Annotated in this window: 8 protein-coding genes; 4 read left to right on the plus strand and 4 right to left on the minus strand. The window is 40.2% G+C overall.

What is annotated here, in order from left to right:
• The first annotated feature begins 113 nt into the window (after window positions 1-113).
• From RI845_RS12535 to RI845_RS12550, 4 genes are all read left to right on the plus strand, one after another.
• A complete protein-coding gene (locus RI845_RS12535) occupies window positions 114-3953 on the plus strand; it encodes a S8 family serine peptidase (protein WP_348386507.1) in 3840 nt (1279 codons plus the stop codon).
• A gap of 566 nt (window positions 3954-4519) precedes the next feature.
• Complete coding sequence (locus RI845_RS12540; protein ID WP_348386508.1) at window positions 4520-4885, plus strand: PadR family transcriptional regulator; 366 nt, start codon at window positions 4520-4522, stop codon at window positions 4883-4885.
• Entirely contained in the window at window positions 4878-5771 is an 894-nt protein-coding gene (locus RI845_RS12545) for a sensor domain-containing protein (RefSeq protein WP_348386509.1), read from the plus strand. Before RI845_RS12540 ends, RI845_RS12545 begins: the two co-directional genes overlap by 8 nt.
• 6 nt (window positions 5772-5777) lie before the next feature.
• Window positions 5778-6776 (plus strand): CPBP family intramembrane glutamic endopeptidase, encoded by a 999-nt coding sequence (locus tag RI845_RS12550; RefSeq protein ID WP_348386510.1) that lies wholly within the window; start codon window positions 5778-5780, stop codon window positions 6774-6776.
• 192 nt (window positions 6777-6968) lie between these two features.
• Here the strand turns inward: RI845_RS12550 and RI845_RS12555 are convergent, their stop codons facing one another.
• The 4 genes from RI845_RS12555 to RI845_RS12570 all read right to left on the minus strand — a co-directional run bounded on the left by RI845_RS12555 (window position 6969) and on the right by RI845_RS12570 (window position 19882).
• Entirely contained in the window at window positions 6969-7523 is a 555-nt protein-coding gene (locus RI845_RS12555; protein WP_348386511.1) for a porin family protein, read from the minus strand.
• Between the two features lie 156 nt (window positions 7524-7679).
• On the minus strand, window positions 7680-10142 hold the full coding sequence (locus RI845_RS12560; protein WP_348386512.1) for a Calx-beta domain-containing protein: 2463 nt from the start codon (window positions 10140-10142) through the stop codon (window positions 7680-7682).
• 44 nt (window positions 10143-10186) lie between these two features.
• The gene (locus tag RI845_RS12565) at window positions 10187-16681 is read right to left on the minus strand and encodes a S8 family serine peptidase (RefSeq protein WP_348386513.1); all 6495 of its coding nucleotides are present in this window, start codon (window positions 16679-16681) and stop codon (window positions 10187-10189) included.
• 81 nt (window positions 16682-16762) lie between these two features.
• Window positions 16763-19882, minus strand: a complete 3120-nt coding sequence (locus RI845_RS12570) for a TonB-dependent receptor domain-containing protein (RefSeq protein ID WP_348386514.1) — start codon at window positions 19880-19882, stop codon at window positions 16763-16765.
• Between the last annotated feature and the right edge of the window lie 3 nt (window positions 19883-19885).

A 19885-nucleotide genomic window follows, 5' to 3' on the forward strand; every position in this document is an offset into this window, starting at 1 on the left:
TTGAGATAAAATTCGATTTAACTATTATTCACAAACTTCATAAGTCGTATTTTATATAATCGCGTGAGTTGAGTTTTATTGCCGGGCTATGCCCTACCTATTGTGAGGTTGTTTTGAAAAATACATTTAATTATGCCGTGTTCGCCAGTCTATTAGCAGTGTTTTTGCCCTGTTCTTCAGCAGTTGCGCTAACAATTAAAAACCAAAATGTTCATGCAACAAATAGCGAAGATGTAAAACACATAGAATCAAAAACATCACACCAAAATAAAAAGCGCAATGTTGAAGATCTTTATGCGGTTATTTTAAAAGCACCTTCATTGGCTGCTTACCATGCTAAATCTGTAAGTACGCAAACAACTCAAGCAAAAGCGACTCAAACTCAAGCTGTAAGAAAAACATTAAATGTAAAATCACAAGCAAGTAAAAATTACATTGCCAACCTTAAACAAAAACAACATGAAGTTTTAGCCCAAATAAGTACTAAAAGTCGCCGAACAATAACACCTGAACTAAGCATGCAAGTTTCGGTTAATGCCGTGACGGCACGTTTAACTGCTGCTGACGTGACGGCCTTAAGAGCGCTTGCAGATGTAAAAACGGTACAAAAAATAAAACCTCATAAACTATCGACCAACGCCGGCCCTCAACATATTAATGCACCGCAAGTGTGGCAAGGGACAGCTAGTCATGGCGCCTTTAAAGGTGAAGGCGTTATCGTTGGTATTATTGATACAGGTGTATCCGCGAGTCACCCTTCTTTTTCGGCTGTAGGAGACGATGAATACCAACACATAAACCCGCTTGGTAAAGACGTGTACCTTGGTGATTGTGCTTTATCTGAGTACCAACATTATTGTAACGACAAACTTATAGGTATCTGGAGTCACCCTGAAATTACTAATTACGCTACGTATGCTGGCGATGATCCTATTGGTCTGGATGTTCAAGGTCATGGTAGCCACGTTGCCAGTACTGTTGGCGGCAATATAGTAAAAGATGTTCCAGTTTATAATGTGATTGGTGATATAAGTGAACAACAATTTAGCCAAATCAGCGGTGTCGCACCACACGCCAATATAGTGTCTTATCAAGTATGTGATTTAGATGGTTGTTGGCCTGACATAACCGCATTAGCCGTAGAGCATGCTATAGCCAATGGAATTGACGTTATTAATTACTCTATTGGCGGTGAAGCAATAAGCCCTTGGTACAGCCTGGATGCTTTAGCTATGTTAAGTGCCAGAGAAGCAGGCATTCATGTTGCAACATCAGCCGGTAATATGGGCCCTGAAGAAAGCACCCTTGTTTCTCCTGGAAATGCGCCATGGTTAACTTCAGTTGCGGCCATAACTCATGGCAGAACATTTACACAAAAAACGTTAACCGTATCAGGCAGTGATGCAAGTTTTGAAACGATTTATGGTTTCTCTGCAAGCAGCGCCGTTTCTGGTCAATTAGTTGATGGTAATGAATTTAATAATGGTGATTGTTTACGTCCATTTGATGAGAACGTATTAACCGACAAAATCGTTATCTGTCGCAGAGGTGACATTCCAAGAGTTGAAAAAGGCAATTACGCACTTACAGGCAATGCTAAAGGCATGATACTGGTAAACTCTATCAACGAAGGCGATCAATTAAATATTGATTTTCATGTTTTACCTAGTATCCATGTCAGTTATACCGATGGCCAAGCATTGATTAACTTGTTAGCTGCGCATAGCAATATTGACGTTAATATTAGTGACAGTTCAATGTACTTAGATCCTCAACAAGAAAACATAATTGCACCGTTTAGCTCGCGCGGCCCCGAACCTGTGTTCAACCAATACTTGGCCCCTCATGTTTCTGCTCCGGGAGTGAGTATTTATGCGGCGAATGCAACCTATAAGCCACATTTTTACGGCTCGGTGCAACAACCTGAATATATTTTCATGGATGGTACATCAATGGCAAGCCCTCACGTTGCAGGCGCTTTAGCTCTAATTGCTGGTTTAAAACCTGAATGGTCACCAAGTGAAGCTCAGTCGGCACTGATGTTAACGGCTAATAGTGTTACTCGTGATAATGAAGGAAATATCAACTCTTACTTTGACGCAGGTGCCGGCTCGATAAAAATAGACCAAGCACTTAACTCGAGTTTAGTAATGGATGAAAGCGTTGAAAACTTTGTCAATGCAGACCCGAATACAGGAGGCGATCCTCAACGGCTTAATTTACCTGCTTTACTGGGAAATGACTGCATGATTCAATGTAGCTGGCAGCGCACTTTTAAAGCCACAACTACCGGCTCTTGGAGTATACAAACCAATGCTGAAACAGCAATGGATATCACCGTTACGCCTAGCCAGTTTAGCTTGGCAGAAGGTGATGAAATTACCTTAACCATAGAAACAAAAATAAATGAACATTATACTGGTGGTTACATTTCATCAGCCATTGAATTTGCCAATAATGATGTTAATTACTCTGCCCCTACACTACCTATTATTGCGTCTTTTAAACGTGGTAAATTCCCAAAAGACATAGAGATCACTGCTAACTCGAATAAGGGCTCCGCATCAATTAAAGGCGTAGTCACTGTCGCCACAAATAACGTGGTAGCAACAGCCTACGACCTTACAAAAGTTGAATCCCTAGAATTTAACCTACTAAGAGACGATAGCGATAACACTAATTACCCATACAATATTTTCAATGATGATGAGTCATATTTTGCCCAAGCGTTCAAGGTAGACCTTGATACCCGCTATATTGAGGTCAGGATTTTAAATACCACATCGCCGGATCTTGATTTATATATTGGTAGTGATTGGAATTACAATGGTCGCCCTGATAATAGTTATGAAATGTCTAGCCTGATCTGTGAATCGGCAACGGCGACCGCTTTTGAGAAATGTGTTATTGAGTTCCCTAAAATTGGTAATTATTTTATCGCAGTACATAACTATGGCGATTACCAGTCGCCTTCAAATACCGTTGATCTTGTAGAACTTGAAATCATTAAAGTTGGTGCTGCAGATGGCGATGTTTCAGCCCAATTTAACAGTGCTCCTAAACATCAGGAAGACATTAATTTCTCAATAGCATGGGATAGCGACTTACAACATAATCAGCAATATATAACCGCTATTGATTTAGGTACCAGTGCTGAAAACCCAAGTGATATAGGTTTTATGCCAATTAGAATTAATCGTTCTGATAAATCACTTTCTCTTGCCAGCACTAAAAGCCAGTTATTGATTGGCGATATAATCGAACTGGAGATTTATATTGATGCTAATAACAGCGAACATGATAAAAGCTATGAAATTACGCTACCGTTAGAGCAACAGTTAGCGATAAATAACAGCAGTGAGGAATACACCGTAACCGATACTGGCGCTAAATTCACAGTTGCTATGCCAGTGAATGCCGAAGCGAAGCAGTTAACAGTGGCGTTGGATAGTTCAGGTTTAGCGCAAGCGACATCTCTTATGCTAGGTATAGATTACACCTTATCGACAAATGGCCTAGAATTTGAAGTCTCTGAGTCATTTAATTCAATTGATTTAATAGGAATACCCACAGCCCTAATCAATGACAAAGCAGCGTTAACAATCAACGTTAATGAAGGTGAAACTGTTAGTATTTCTGGGGAAAACAGCATTAATCCGAATGTGGACGATGCTTTAGCTTACATGTGGAGACAGTTGTCAGGGGTTGATTTATCTCTTTCAGCAACACAAGGTTCAGAACTTACCTTTACCGCGCCACAAGTGGCAGAGGACGTTACTGTTACAGTAGAGCTGCAAGTGACAAGTGCAGGTCAATCTTCCACAGCAAATGCCACCTTCAATATCATTAACGTGAAGGAAAATAGTGGCAGCGGAGGTGGCTCGACAAACTACACAATCATGCTTTTACTACTTCTAACGGTTGTTTGTAGAGTAAAGAAGGTAACTATATAGAGTAGAACGATCACTGTTATCCCCTTTTAAAGCCACTGTAACCGATCAAAGATTCTGACTTTGGTCGGCTTTGTGCTAACAGCGAGAGCAGAGAAAATACGCCGTCATCCTCGTGGACTCGTGCATGGATGCACGTAGTTAGAACAATGCAGGAGCAATTGTCGAGCCAAAGCGACATCGGGGACCTCATTAAGCGTATCGTGGCTATAAAAGTTTCGACTTCCTGAACTTGTTTCAGGATCTATTGAACGTCTCAAAAGTGCTATAAGCGGAAGTAGAGCATTTGAAAAATCAATTCAGTTTATGTCATATGTCAGAAATAAAACAATTTCAATTTCAATTTCAATTTCAATTTCAATTTCAAAAATAACACCAATATATCTGTACTAAAAGCTTCTTGATATTGCCTATCCATAAAACTGTTCGTTCAGTATTTGCTGAATTTTTAATACTAAATTACTAATGCTCGGCAACTTAATATACACAAACAACTAGTATCAACCTAACAGTAGTGTTAAGTTAATACTACTGACGAGTAATTATCAATTGTATAAGGCGTTTAACTTGTGATAAAAGCTAGTGAAGAAACACTGCAACATGTTAAGAAATTTCAGAAGGAACTTAACACAGGCACTGTAGCTCTGGTGTTATTGAGCATACTCAAACGTGCAAAGAAGCCACTCTATGGCTATGAGATCAGCAAATTATTAGATAACACACATGGTGAAAAACAAAGCGCCATTTATCCTGTGTTGCGTAGCCTCTCAGAAAAAGGCTTGCTTAATAGTAAAGTAAAACCCTCAGATAGTGGTCCTCCTAGAAAATATTTTACTATTTCGACGTTGGGTAAAGCAGTATTGAAAGAATGGGTTGCGATATGGAAAGAAAAACAAAGTCTTGTTGATCAGATTTTAGGAGAACCTCATGAATAAAGAACAAATAGAAGTTCAAATTAGAGTATATTTACAACAGTTAGCTACACTGCTGAAAGGACAAAGTAAGGCCCTCGTTCAGGATGCTTTATTTGATGCAGAAGATCATATTCGTTCAGCTTTAACTGAAAAAGGAAATTTTGCATTTGATAAAATCGTCGATGATTGGGGGACGCCACAAGAGGTAGCAAGCCAATATATTGATATGGAGTCGACAGTACAGTTTGCACTCTATGGTGAATCATCCACTGCGCAAAAAAAATCAGTATTACAATGGCTGCTGTCAGCATTTTCAGACGTGGCATCTTACCGTTCTCTTATATACATTTCGCTTGCAATGCCGCTATCGCTATTTTATGCCTTTTGGTTAGTGTTAGGAATAAGCAGTGCAATTGCTACAGTGGTATTAATTGGTTTCCCAGTCTTTTTGATATTTATGCGTTCTGTGCCCTATCTTGCATTGTTTGAAGGACGTTTAATAGAATTTTTCCTTAAAGAGCGAATGCCAAGAAGACCGTCGAGATTGTCGATGAAAAAACATCAGTCAAAGGTAAGTGTCATTACCTTAATAAAAATGCAGGTCGTCGACCTCAATATCTTACGTACAATTTTGTACCTATTTGCGCTTTTACCGCTTTCAGTTGTGTACCTCACTAGTGCTTTAATTCCTATCATTTTTTCAATAAGTTTAATTTTGTCACCGATCATCGATCCTTTACTGAGTATGGCTTACCCACAATTCAGCATCGACATAAATTGGTACTGGCTTCCTTTGTCCCTGCCTGTTGGTCTAAGTGTGTTAGCTTTGTCATTTCATTGGATCAAATGGGTGACCCAAAAACATGCGAATTTGGCAAAACATCTATTAATAGCAAGCCAAGAGTAAGACGATTTGAAAAACCTACTAGAACATATTAGCCGTTACCCATTAGTTTGGTTTTTATTGATTAACTTTGTAATTACATGGTGTGTGTGGCTTTTAGTGCCAACTTTCATGGGTAGTGACTGGACGCAGCAAAAGTTGATGGTTGCAGCTGGATTCGGTCCAGCTCCAGCCGCACTTATTATTACTTATGCGCAAGGCCATACTATTACAATAAACTCTAACCGATGGCGAGGATGGTTTTTTGCTGTGTTTGTTTTATTGTTCGGATTGAATGCTAGCTCAGTCCTTTATGGTGACGGTATCACTGCTGACATATTTGCTAAGGCTCATCCTTCTGATATTAGTTTGACTACATTGATAGTTTTGTTTTTATCTAGCGGAATTTGTGCTTTTGTCACAGCGTCGTTGGTATGTAATTCATCAAAAAATCTTAACTCTTTGGTGACTTGGCCAGCCAATAAATATTATTTACTAGTTGCCCTCTTATTACCTACACTTTGGTGTGCCCTTGGCCTTGCAACTAACATTGTGACCGACACACCAGTTGTATGGTTCAGCAATGATGATTTAGAGACATTAGTTTGGCTGGGTTACATTGTTCGTTCGTTCCTATTCACACTGTTAGTTGTCGCTATAGGTGAAGAAGCGGGCTGGCGTGGTTGGATGCTTCCTCATTTACAGCAACGATTTAGTCCATTAATGAGTACCGTCATTATAGGAGTCTGCTGGGGACTTTGGCATTGGCCACTTTATATGATTGGACAGTATCCCGATGAGCCAGTAATGGTTTTTGCTAAAGTTGGCGTGTGCATTATGCTTGGCGTGTTCTTTACCTGGTTGTACAACAGAAGTGGTGGAAATTTGTTACTGATGGTATTGCTTCATACCGCTCTAAATAATACAAATAGAATTATTCCAATGACCGAAAACGCTGGCTTATATTTATTATTAATATTTGTTGCCATGATTTACTTAGATAAAATGTGGAAAAAACGACCGGATTAAGGTTACATTTCAAGGAACCTTGCTCATTTAGGCAAACTTCATATGGCTGTGAAATTTACCTAAACGCCACCGGAAGACTCCGAATCTTTCAGTTCGCTATGTTATGTCTTAGATTCACTCGACAGCTGAATTTAAACGAGCGGCTCTTTTAAGAGCCTTTGAAGATGGTGTTACATATATTAGTAGATGACTCTAAAATGTATAGTGTACTTCTAATTCAACCGATTGCATTTTAACATAATCCAAGTCAAATTCTTCGGCTCCTATTCTAAAGCCTAAGCTTTTAGTTACAATTACTTCTAAAGCAATCCCCGCGTACATCTTTTGGCCACTTCCTCCTTGAAGATCACTAAATTTAGTTAAGCCTGAATGGTTACTATTCCACCAAAAGCTACCGATTTTACCAACTAAATTTAGTTGTGAGGTTGAAATGAATGTTGGTACCCACGTTAAAGTAACAGAGGAAAGCTCATCATTAAAATTGTGATCATGCTTTGATACATCCCAACTCCCATGATATTTTAATCCGCCCTCAAAACGCATCCATTCTGGGTAAGATTTATTATGGTAGCCAACAAAAAGACTTCCTGAGAGTTTATTGTCATCGTAATTAAAAGTTTGAGTTGCAGTCTCCCCTTCTCTCTCAAACTCTGTCCGCCCTAACCCTGCTCCGATATAGAAGTCAGCATTAACAGTAGACGAAAACAATGAAAGTAAAATAAAAGTAGGTAGGTATTTTGATATCATTTTCAATCCTTGAAGTTATTTATGTTTCCGATTATAAATACGTAGATACATTAACCTTTTCAGCAACTTACATCAAGATTAAAATAAACTAAACCGTTTGTACAAATAAAAAACCGCCTTACGGCGGTTTCTAACAGGGTTATAAAAACGTAAAGATTAACGGTACTTACGTCTATAACCAGTATATGCCATTAGCAATAGGGCTAAAAACCCTAATGAACCACCAGTCGATTCTTCTTCACGCTCAACAGCAGGTAATAAATTCACCGACACAACTTTGGCACCACTTAATTTATTACTGCTTAGTTCAACTGTAAAATTCAGCGCTTCGCTTGCATCAGCTACTCTGATTTTCTTAACTGTGATAGTTTTTTCAGTTTCCCCGGCCGCAAACATTACGCTGGCATTCGTTGCTACATAATGTGTTCCAGCAATTGCAGTGCCGTCAACGGTTTTGTAATTTACCAGAATTTCACCTTTGCTAGCGTCATCTCGAGTAAGCTTAATTGAAATATTTGATGCGTTATGATCAACATCCAGGCTCTCTGTAGCTACAGCTACAACACCTGTTGCCTGATCATCATCGCCAATGGTCACTTGCACGGTTTGAACATCGCCACTAACCTCTGTATCTAACTGGATAGAAAAGGTGCGGTCAGTCAGATTAGGATAGTTGTCACTGATCAATGTTACAGAAATAACTTTTTCAGTTTCACCTTCAGCAAATACAACATGGCCATCAGTGCCTTCGAAATCACTTTCGGACTTAGCACTACCGTCAATCAATGAATACTTGATCATTTGGCTGCCTTCAAAATCACCACTACGCAGTAATTTTATTTCAGCAACTCCTGCAGATTCATCAACGATAACGGCACTTTGAGCGAAATTGAATGTACCAGGTTTAGCAGAATCATTGTCTTGAATGATCAATTGAGCCGTAGTGGTTCCAACAACATTTAAACGCTTAGGAAAATTAAGTGATAAGTCAATAATTGCACTTTCACGGTATACGTCATTATCTTTAATTCGAATTTCGACTATCGCTTCACTTTCACCGGGAGCAAACTCTGCGCGTTTAAATTCAGGAATAAAATCGACCTTCTCAACCGCTGAATTGACATCACCTTTAGTGATGATCGCAACTTCAACACTAGCTTGTTCTGTCAAATCACCTTCTCGTATTAAAGTTACAATACCGTTATTAGCTTCACTAGTAATATAAACAACAGATTTAAATTTCACATCAGCTGTCGCTACCGGTGCATTTGCGTTATCAGCAATAGATGGCAACATTTCCAGTAATGCTCGACGGTTATTATTTTTCTCATCACCACATACATCACCTTTATAGCTTATGTCAGGTGATGACACTAAAGGTAAAGGCAGTGTTTCAACATCATTTGCGTCATAACGCACATTAAATAACGTTGCGTGACCGCCACACTTGCTGGCGTAGGCATAATCGGTTACGCCACCGTAATCTGTGCGTCTGTTTGCAGGCAACATAAGATTATTTTCATAATTTGAACGTGTTGGACGTACAAAGTTGTGGGCAAAAAACCAGCGAGAAATCGAAAGGTTTCGACACTGATGTCTTACCCCACTTACCAAAGAACCATAAACCACATCATCACGGTCTTCTTCATCAATAAAGTGAACTTTTTCACCGATATCATCGATGGTAAATTCATTACGTGCGGTACCACATAACCAGCTAACACTGCTATTGACTAACATAGAGGTATAATCGGCACCAAAATCTTTAATGTACTCACGCATGGTTTCAGCACCATCTAAATCGCCATACATCCAGCTAAAGCCATTAGCAAGGTAAGTATCTTTTACTTTGCTTTCATCTTCAAAAAAACGCCCGTCTTGACGTTCAATAAATAACGGATTTAAGTAATATCCTGAGCCACTGTTGTCTAAGATATCTTGCATTTGATAATGAAAGTATAAAATCGATGCGCGAGTTCCCAAGCGCTTGTATCGACCTTCTAGCGTGATGGTATGCGCATAACCTACATCGAGCACTGTACTATTGTCTTTCGTGGCGATAGTTGGCAGTTCGCCCTCAATTAATATTTCGCCTTTTTTCGGATGTAAGAACGCCGAGTTAAACCACGCAGAACCCCCGAGCTCTGCAGTAGCCATAACGGTAAAAGACTCATGACCATTGGTGACATCACCAAACCAGCTATTAGCCGAGCCTTTAATCAAGCGTAACCAATCACCGTTACTGTTTTCACCATAAAGGTGTAATAAACCGTAGTGATATTCAATACGAGTATTAAATTCAAAGGCTACATCATCAACGCTGAAGGTTAAACTACCCGCACCTTGGGCCACATGGTCAGTGAAAAATTGCCCGGTAAGATCAAGCAGTTCAAACGCTGCAGTAGTGTTTTCCGTTTGTTCACCCTCTGCTTGCTCCAAAGGTGATTGCATATCACCTTGAAAAGATGAAAAATTATCAACTTCAGAATGACCTAAATCAGAATATTCAAAAGCAGGACTAATAATGTCATCGCTCTGTTCAGTTTCTGCCAATACAATATTTGGTTGATAGGCCAGCAATACTGATAAAGCAACGGCAGTTAAATTTGTGTATTTCATATTATTCTCCTAGATGGGCAACCTGTTAAGGTTGCCCAATAGCTTTAGCCGTTAACTTTGCGAAATTTGAAGCCTGAAAAACAAGCCAACATTAATAAGAACAATCCAAAGCTACCACCAGAAGAACCATCATCACTTTCTGCTTCAACAACTTCTTCAGCATTTGCTTCTTCATCAGTATCGTTAACAGTGCTACATGCAGAACCACTGAAGCCTGCTGATGCTAGCACCTGTACTTCAATGTTTTTTCTAGCAACATCAGTTTCATTGTTGTTATCGCTAACTTCAATTGTCACAGTTGTATCACCAGTAAAGCTACAATTTGCATCGATGGTTAACTGTGCGCCAGGCTCATTACCATTCACAAACACATTTAAATTATCGCTATAAGCATTCACTGTATTGGCTGTTAAGTTAGAGTCAGCATAATAAACAGGTACAGTTACTGATTTACCCTGCTCAACAATCACCTTGCTAAAATTGCCAATAGTAATTTGGCTCGGTACCGATATTGTATGAGTAGCTTCTTGTACATCGGCATCAACACTCTTAATGATTTCAATGTCTAGCTCTTGGCCTGAACTTTGATCGTCAACTCTAAGCCAGAATGAGAAATTTGAAGCACTATAGTCTGGGCCGTAATAGTCATAACAAACCACTAAATCGTCATGCAATACTTCTTCAATATTGTTGTGAGCAAAAAACTCGCGGCGAGGAGGCTTAATTAAACCAAAGAACCATCTGTCAGACTCAAGGCCTTGGAAACCAACAGTATCTTGTCTTCCCCAGCCTTCATCAGGTGCCATCATGTCAAGATTGTCATAGGCATAGATAATTTCGAAAGCGCCAGGGTAGTTAACATTTTTAAGGTCAAACCAAGCTTGGAAGTCCATGCTATCATCAAGACGCTCACCAGCATTTACAGAATGAACATTGTCCCACTCAACTAATGTTTTCCACTCAACGCCGTCAGCAAACAATGACATAGTCATACCTTCAACATTGTTAACACTCTCGCCAATAGTTAAATCACGTGAGCCCTTTAACGTTACTGTTTGGTCGTACTTAACGCCTTTACGCATTAATGGTGCAATTAAGATCTCATTTTGTGGCCAAATATTAGGTCCAAAGAACTTAGTCTCTTGACGGTGCCCCATACCTGCAGAAATATAACCACGTGGCGACACTTTAAACTCGGTATGACTACGTGGACCGCCATATAAGTTCATGTCAAAACCGTAGCTACCAAACGAGTACAAGCGCTCTAAATCAAAGTAGGTATCTTCATCAGTCATAGTTCTAGCGTAAGCTGGGTTTAGTTTTACTAAATCTACATAACCACCATTTGAGCTCGAACCATCATAATAATTACCTACCGCAGGAGTACGACACATAGGGTTGTAGTTATGCGTATTATCAAGCACATATGGATGACTGGCATTTTTAGGATCTTCTGGGTCTATATTAGTACTCATAATGTAACCTTTACCCAAACGATGCGTATTAGGTTGGTACATACTTAACTTAACGCCAGATGCATTTTCCAGTTCTTCGTAGCCGGTAACAAAACGAGGGTCACCACTGATTGCGCCACGAACATAACTTACCCCTTCAGGTAAATTAACAGTGAATTCAACCGGACGGTTATAGCCTGAATGGTTAGCAGCAACATCAACGTCTACTCTTACATAAGCGCCCGGCGATGCCATGTCACGAGAGAATTCAAGTTCAATCGGGTTAGCGTGACGGTATAAACGAATTGGCACGGTGCCCATATCAGCAGCAATTGCATGTTCGTTAGAGAACAATTCAGCAACTGCATAACTAGCTTCATTTTCTTTCATCGGCACACTGTAAACCAGATCCATCTGCAATAAATCTTGCGCAGGGTTTACTGTCATAGGAGCATCTAAAATAATGTGTGAAGACTCTTGATCCGCAACAAGTGACACTGCGTAATCGTAAGTATCAAGGATCCATTCGCCAGCACGAGATTCAGTATCATTAGTGTTTTGCAACAAAATCCAATACTTACCCGGTTGAGGGTCCATTACATAACACTTGTTTACTAACTTTTCAGCCTGTGAAACACACGTTCCTTCAAACAAAAAGTTTAGCTCACCAGGAGCAACAATATCTCTACCAACAACCATCATTAGCGTACCTGAATGGGCTTGCAATTCTGGTAATGCATTAGCATTAGTCTCAACTTTACGTAAAGTATCAACTGCAAGCATTTTAGTTCCTTCAGGTACATCAACCCATAGTACTTTTGCCGACGGTTCTTTATGAGCAGTAGCAAAGTCAAAGCTTAAACGCGATTGGTCAATCGGCAATTCAACACGACCAATCCAAGTTTGACCATAGCCTTGTGATGAGTCTAGTTCAACAACACCTGAAGAAGACTTAACAAGGTTACCCTCACTATCTTGATCAATATATTGCACATTATTTTGATGATAAACCCTTGCACTAAGAGTATCTGTAGACATTGCCGGACGGCTTAAGTCAATTGGCGAACGACCAGTATCTGCATTTACATTGGCTTCAACAAGCGTTGGCAGGTAATCAGAGTTTAACGAAACACCTACAGGTAAACGAAGCTCTGGAATACTTGGATCGTTAGCAGTAATGCTTACTTCGCCACCAGTATAACCTGTGCCGTTGATAATATTTTCATATTGATCCTGAGCAACACTGCGGTCAATTTTTGCAGTAAACATTACTGTAACTGACTCACCTACAGCAAGAGTAAAGCTATCAACTGATGATTTAATCGAAACCGCAGCTTCAAATTGATCAATATTAACGTTATAAGTCCCAGCTTTTTTCGCTTTGAATGTTCTTAACCAAGTACAAGTCTCTGGACAGCTGCCATCAAATAAGTAAGGCATATTTAATTGACGAACATCACCGCCTTCATTCGGGCTAGCCGCTAGCATGTTCTCAAGAGTTTCATCTAATACTAAACCAGTATTAATTGCAGCTTTTAAATCGATTAAACCAGTACCTACATGCCAAGAATTAACATTTACTACTTCTTGGTATATAGCTTGTTCAATCATAACTAGCTCACCATCTTCGTAGATAAGTTCGCCGTTTTCATCTGTTGCTGGAATTAGCATTGAGATTTTACGATGATCAGGATTATCGGCATCATAATACTCTTCAGTGATATAACGCGTAGTATAACGAACTGGCGATGCTGTCATTGTCATTGCAGATTCACGCTCTGACTCGCTCCAGTTAGGACGTAGCTGTTTAAACAGTGCCATAGAGCCCGCAACCACAGGAGTTGCCATAGAGGTTCCGTTACTAAATGCAAAGTCAGCTGAATTCCAACCTTTATCAAGCACAGTATTATCAGACCATGCTGCATAAATATGAACACCAGGGGCCATTACTTGCACCGGCATTATATCTTCTACGTAATAGTGAGGACCCTTTGACGTAAAGTTCGCTAACGTATGATCGATATTGTCACTATCTTCCTGTGCTTTAACAATCTCCACAAAATCAGAGTTGATTGAAAGTTTTCGTTCACGCTTTAACTCCGCCAGGCTTGATGGCGTATTTAAAGGAGCAGCAGGATCAATACTACTAAAGAATGGTGAAAAGTCTTTCAGCCAAGATTCATTACGTACGTTTACAAACGGAATGTCTGCCGGGAAGTTGTATAAACTACCGTAAGTAGGATCATCATTGTAAACTACAATAGAGGCATTGAGATCGGCGCGAGTATCACCTCGTCCAGCTTTTAACGCATCACGTTTGGCAACTTCAACTACATTTTCAGCTTTTTGTTGAAAATCTATGTTATTACCGTTACCACGAGCACAAAATACAATAGCATTATCAAAATTAAATGGTTTAGTGATATCGTTAGGATCACGCCACTCTTCAAGGTTTTCACAATACTTATCACCTTCGAACACGCGCATTTCTGGTGCTTGACCATTCGCCGTAGCTTGAATTGATGATTGCCCTGAAACTTCAGCAGTAGTCGATTGATAAATCGGTGCTTTATAGTCAGTGATCACCGGACGTGAACTTACTACACCAAATGAATTTGTTACGGCACCAGGCCCTGTACTGTTGCCATAACGAGCATCATAATTTTCATAATCACGATCGGCAGGAGCACGCACACGACACTGACCTAAGGTAGGCTGATCAATAGTAGAGTTTTCACCGTCACCATCTCTATCTTCTGGTACACAATTCTCTTCTTCAGAATCTTTACATGTATCACCATCATGATAAACAATGGTGTATTTGTTATTCCAAGTTAAGCCGTTATTAAATTCTGTTTCCATATACGGCTCAACACCGTATGCACAAACAATACCTTTAGAGTTACCTAATCGACCACGATAATTTGGATGTACATCATCGTATTCAAGTTCAGGACAGTAAAAACGTTGGGCCCGTTTTTGTTCAAGAGGTGATGGTTCACCCGTATTCGGCGAAACAATATCCGTTAACGTTGGGAAAATAGCGTCGTCATTTGCTAAACAAATTGACTCACGCGTGGTGTAGTTTTTAGGAACATCGCGGTTAATATCCAAACAGCCCCAATCTCTACCAGAACCTGCCTCTTCCTGACTTACCCATTCAGTACCAATTAAACAGTTTGATGGATCGTGTTGATCGCCAATGTCTACATTACCAAAACTGTCACACTGCTTAGTATCAGGGTCACGAAATTCATCTTCGCTACATTCAAGATAACAAAGGTCATCTTCGAGCATTTCAAAGCCAGCCTTACAAACAAGCCCTTCTGTACAGTCATCTTCAACACAGGCTCCCATATATTCAGCAAGAACTGCATCACCATCAAAATGATCCCCAGAAATATTAAACCAGCGGTTCGATAGTGTTAATGGATAATCTACGCCATCAATACTAGCATTCAAATCTGCGCCAGTTGACATATTTTCGGCATTTGTTCGGCTTTCGCGACGGTTAGTTTGAGTAGCACCTACAGTTAAAATCCATGGTGCTGAGTTTTTCACAGTTCCAGCATAACCTGAGTTACCCGCTGATACGGCAATATGCATCCCTGATTCACGTGCAGATAAAAACGCTTGACCAATAGGGTGTTCCCAGGCATTAAATGGGCTACCACCTAATGACCAGTTTAGTGAGTCAACACCATCTTCAATGGCGTCTTCAAGCGCTTCAATCATTACATCACCCAAACAGCCGGCATAACCAGAGTTCGAGTTAGCAGAAATACAAACTTGATACATGATCACATTGGCACGCGGTGCTACACCACTAATATCACCAATTGGTTCACGGCTGGCTTCAACGCCAGGGCCGTCAATTTCACGATATAAATGTTTTACGTCTTTAATGGCGTTACCAGCAGCAGTACCTGCGGTGTGCGAACCATGTCCGGCATGATCTTCACCAACTGGAGGAACAGCATATAATCGACCATTTTCCTGATGCAAGTCATTAGCAGTTAAACCTTTTTCGAACATCTTATCGATAAGGGCAGTTTTTGAATATTGATCGGTAATACGATTGTATGAACGCACACCAATCAACTTGTCGTTACACATATGTTCAAAGCCGCGCTTTAAACAATCACCTACATAATTACCGTCACCAAACGGGTTGATATGATCGTATAGATCATCCGTTACCCAAGTAATGTTGCTATCATCGGTATAAGTGCTATTACCACCAAAATCGTGGAAAGACGGATGATCGGAATTAATACCGGTATCTGCTACACCAACAATGATGCCTTCACCTTTGGCACCTAAATCCCAAAAGTGATGTGAATTGATAATGTCGTGCGCACCTGCCACTTCATTTTTCGCATCTACCAAAGTTTGTATAGAATAGCTTTCTACACGGTGAATGCTTTTAACGGCAGTTAGTTCAGCAAGCTTAATCGCCTGCTCTTGCGTCATAGCCGTGGTAAAAGCATTTACGGCAACATCATATTGAGTTATTGCCGAAATATTAAAGCCAAAATTGTTTGCTTCACTAATAAAGAACTCTTGCTGTTGGGCAAGGTACTCTTTGTACTTAACAACACGGTTTTTATAATCACGGCTCGCTTTTACCTGTTTAAGGTTAACTTCACGCTCTTGGCCAGTTGAGTTGATATCACTAGCAACACTTTCTTGAGCAACGGTACGTAAATGCGTAGCGTCTAAACCGTTAAGACCACCAGTGTATTGCGCTACAGGGCGATCTTGCAAAGTAACAAAATATTCTTGAATGCCTTCAATGTTATCTTCAGGAGTAAACTTAACGCGTTGCGTTAATTGTTGATTCACACCATTAACCATTGGCATACCGTTAATACGGTTTACTTCGGCAAATTTAGATTCTGTCGAACCAGTAAGCTCGTAATTTTCAAAACTGCGAGCTGCTTTTAATGTATCTGGTAATTCTGACAAGCTAATATCTGGTAATGATATTTTATTATCAATTTCGGGTAAGGTTAACGCTGCAGCTGCCACACTACCCATATATAGGGTAGAGAATGTAGCTAAAGCTAATTGTTTAATTTTCACCTTTAAGACCTCTCTTTTTAGAACTGCCCGTAGGCAATTCAAATTTAAATTTATTAACGTTAATTACTTTGAAGCTCATACTTAGAAATTATGCTCAAAGCCTAAATAAAACTCTCGACCAATAGCTGAACCTGCATAAGCGCCTATGTTGTACCAAGGCCACTCGTGCGCAAGGAAGGTATCGTCTTTCGGCGCTTGTTCATCAAAAACATTATTCACGGTAAAGTTGACGCGAGTGTCCCCTTCGTTAAAGGTATAACCAAGAACTAAGTTTGCGGTGATGTATGGGTCTAAACGCTTTTGCGACGTTTTCTTTTCAGCGTTTTCAATTGGCTCACCATCGCTGTCTACCGGGTTTTCATCTTCATCAAGTACGTAATCAATTTCTTTGCCGGTATCTTTATCAAACAGTGCATCATTACCATCATCGTTTTGTACAGGTTGTGGACGACGAGGGCCTAAGCCACTCTTGTAACGAACACTCATCGAAGCTGACAAGCCTTCGTAATACCAACCTAAGGTACCAATAACAGTATCAATAGCTTCTGGGTTACCGATTAAGTCATGCAATTCTGTTGGTGGTGTACCATCACCTTCAATGGTGTCACGTTGCGTACTAATAATTCCGGTATGGGCTAAACTAAAATTGAAAATCCCCATATCGTTGCTTTCAAGGGTGTATTTAATTTTTGTATCTGTACCCGTTTGGCGATGCATCGCTAAGTTAAATGGTGTGGTATTTACACTTTCAAGGGTGCTTTGCGCTAATTCTGAATCGCCACCATCTTTACGCACGATTAATTGATTAACCTTGTCACAACCGAACGTAACACCATCGCTAACTTCATCTTCATAAGCACAAACAAACTCATCAAATAAGATGCCGTTTAAACTCGCTTGCTGTATTTGGTTATTGATTTCGGTATCGTAATAATCGAAAGTCAAAGATAAGTTATTAATTGGCTCCCAAACAAAACCGATACCGTAAGAGTCACCCGTTTCATTTTTCAGATCTGAAGCTGGTAATTTATTGGCTTTAAATACTGAAGAGAACGTGCGACAGGCATTTTGATAAACACCGGCGTTAGGGCCATTTGAAAACTCTTCTGGAGAAACGCCTTCTGGTGCCCAAATTTGATCGTAACAACCTAACCAGTCAGTACCACCACTGTAGAATGAGCTTTCAGTGTATATTGCTTGTAAATCAGGGGCTCTAAATATACCTGAATATGAAGCACGTATTAATAAGTCATCGGTAGGACGATATTCAAGGCTGATTGCAGGCGTTACGTCACTATTTATCGGCCCCGTTGCATGATATTCATCATAACGAAGCGCAGTTGTAGCTGTTAAGCCTTCAAGTAGAGGGATTTTAAGCTCAAGACCTGCTGAATAACGATCACGTTCGCCTTCACCACCAAAGCCGGCAAAATTCCACCAACCTTCACCTGGCTCAGCCGTCATTTTGTCATCCGCAATGTACTCAAAACCTTCATTCATGTACTCAAGTACGGCTGCAAATTGGAGAGTGCCCGCTGGTAATTCGTATAAATCACCAGAAACAACCCCTGTTAGCATGTGAGAATATGTTTCATTTTTCTCTTTTGCTCGGCCAAACAAGTCGTCGATAGCTTGAGTTGATAACGGTTCAAAAACATCAATAAGTGAGTTGCCGTCGTAAACAGGAGAGCCTAAGAAGGTAATTTCATCATCATTAGCATCAAGGACTTTTTCGCCTAGGAAATATTTTTCGACCATCGCGTGATCAGCAAGAGTACGCGCGGTATCCATTTGATATTCACTTTGGGTGTAACTTACTTCCCAGTTGTAATCATCAAGAACATAACCTTTGGCACCTATTGAAAAGCTATAGGCTTGTTCGTCAAAGGTAGTCGCTGTATTACCTATTTCTTCAGAGCCCATAAGACGCTGGTGAGTGTACATGCCATGCTCATAACCAAACATATTACCTGGTAATAAAATGGTGTTGTCGCCACTGCCTAATTCGAATATAGGCGCAGGAGAGTTTGGATCTTGTACTAAGCCCTGAACACTGGTGAAACCACGATCATTATCGGCTTTAATGTTGGTAAAAATTAAATCAGCGAAAATTTCAAGATCTGAATTTAATTCAAAATTACTCGATACCATGGCAGAAATCTTTTCCTGACCATTACGTATGGTGCTGCGTTTACCTTTATCGAAACCACAATAGCTGCCATATGAACCTGGAATAGTGCTTTCTTCATCACGATCTCGGTAGGCGTATTCCATACCTGGAATCGCATCACAAGCTTCTTTGCCTGGATCTAAGTAAGTATCAGGCTGTTGATGTTCTGGTAAGTTGTTAAAAAAGGCATCGTAACCACGAGCAGCAATAGCATTTACTTTCATTGCGCCACGGCTCATTACCGGAGTACCGTATGGGTAATCCATATCTGATGGACCATAAATGGTATCAGAATCTGCGTACTCTAGAACGGTTGTTACATTACCATTGTCAAAATCAAAGCCTTTTACTACATTGAAGCGGCTTGAATCGCCATCAATATTATCTGGTGTACCTACAGTGCCACCTACAGAAAAGCCTTCAAAATCTTTCTTTAATATAACGTTGATAACTGCAGCGGCTGCGTCAGAACCGTAAATTGCCGACGCACCAGTAGAAACTACTTCAATTCTCTCAACTGCGGCCATTGGTACAGAGTTTACGTTTACTACTGTTGCACTTGAGTTATAAGCGGCAGGGTAGTTCGCAATACGACGTCCATTTACCAATACCAACGTATATTGCGGGCCTAAACCACGAAAGTTTAATACCTTAGCATTTGGAGTGAAGCCATTTGAATTTTCATCAGCGGTAACAGAACCGGTATTTTGTGATAAGTTTTGCAACGCATCGTAAACGGTCATGTTACCCGCTTTGAGCATGTCATCAGCGCTGATAACTTCAACCGGTAATGGACCTTCTAAGGTTGTTTGGTTAATACGAGAACCAGTGACTTGAAATACCTCAATGTCTTCATCATTTTCAGATGACTCTTCAATCAAGTCTTGGTCAACTTGATCTACTTCAACCTGCTCTTCCTGGTCATTAACGCTTTGTTCAGCTTCTGCTCTGGCAACCTGGCTCAGTAGCAGTGATGAAGTTAACAACGACAGGCTCATGGCCTTGGTTAACTTATTTAAGCTTAATTTCATAAT

Origin of the sequence: Thalassotalea nanhaiensis (genome assembly GCF_031583575.1) — a bacterium.
Classification (GTDB): Bacteria; Pseudomonadota; Gammaproteobacteria; order Enterobacterales; family Alteromonadaceae; genus Thalassotalea_A; species Thalassotalea_A nanhaiensis.

Coding starts and splice junctions, on each gene's coding strand:
- RI845_RS12545 (WP_348386509.1), top strand. CDS start 4,878: ATGAATAAAGAACAAATAGAAGTTCAAATTAGAGTATATTTACAACAG.
- RI845_RS12555 (WP_348386511.1), bottom strand. CDS start 7,523: ATGATATCAAAATACCTACCTACTTTTATTTTACTTTCATTGTTTTCG.
- RI845_RS12560 (WP_348386512.1), bottom strand. CDS start 10,142: ATGAAATACACAAATTTAACTGCCGTTGCTTTATCAGTATTGCTGGCC.
- RI845_RS12570 (WP_348386514.1), bottom strand. CDS start 19,882: ATGAAATTAAGCTTAAATAAGTTAACCAAGGCCATGAGCCTGTCGTTG.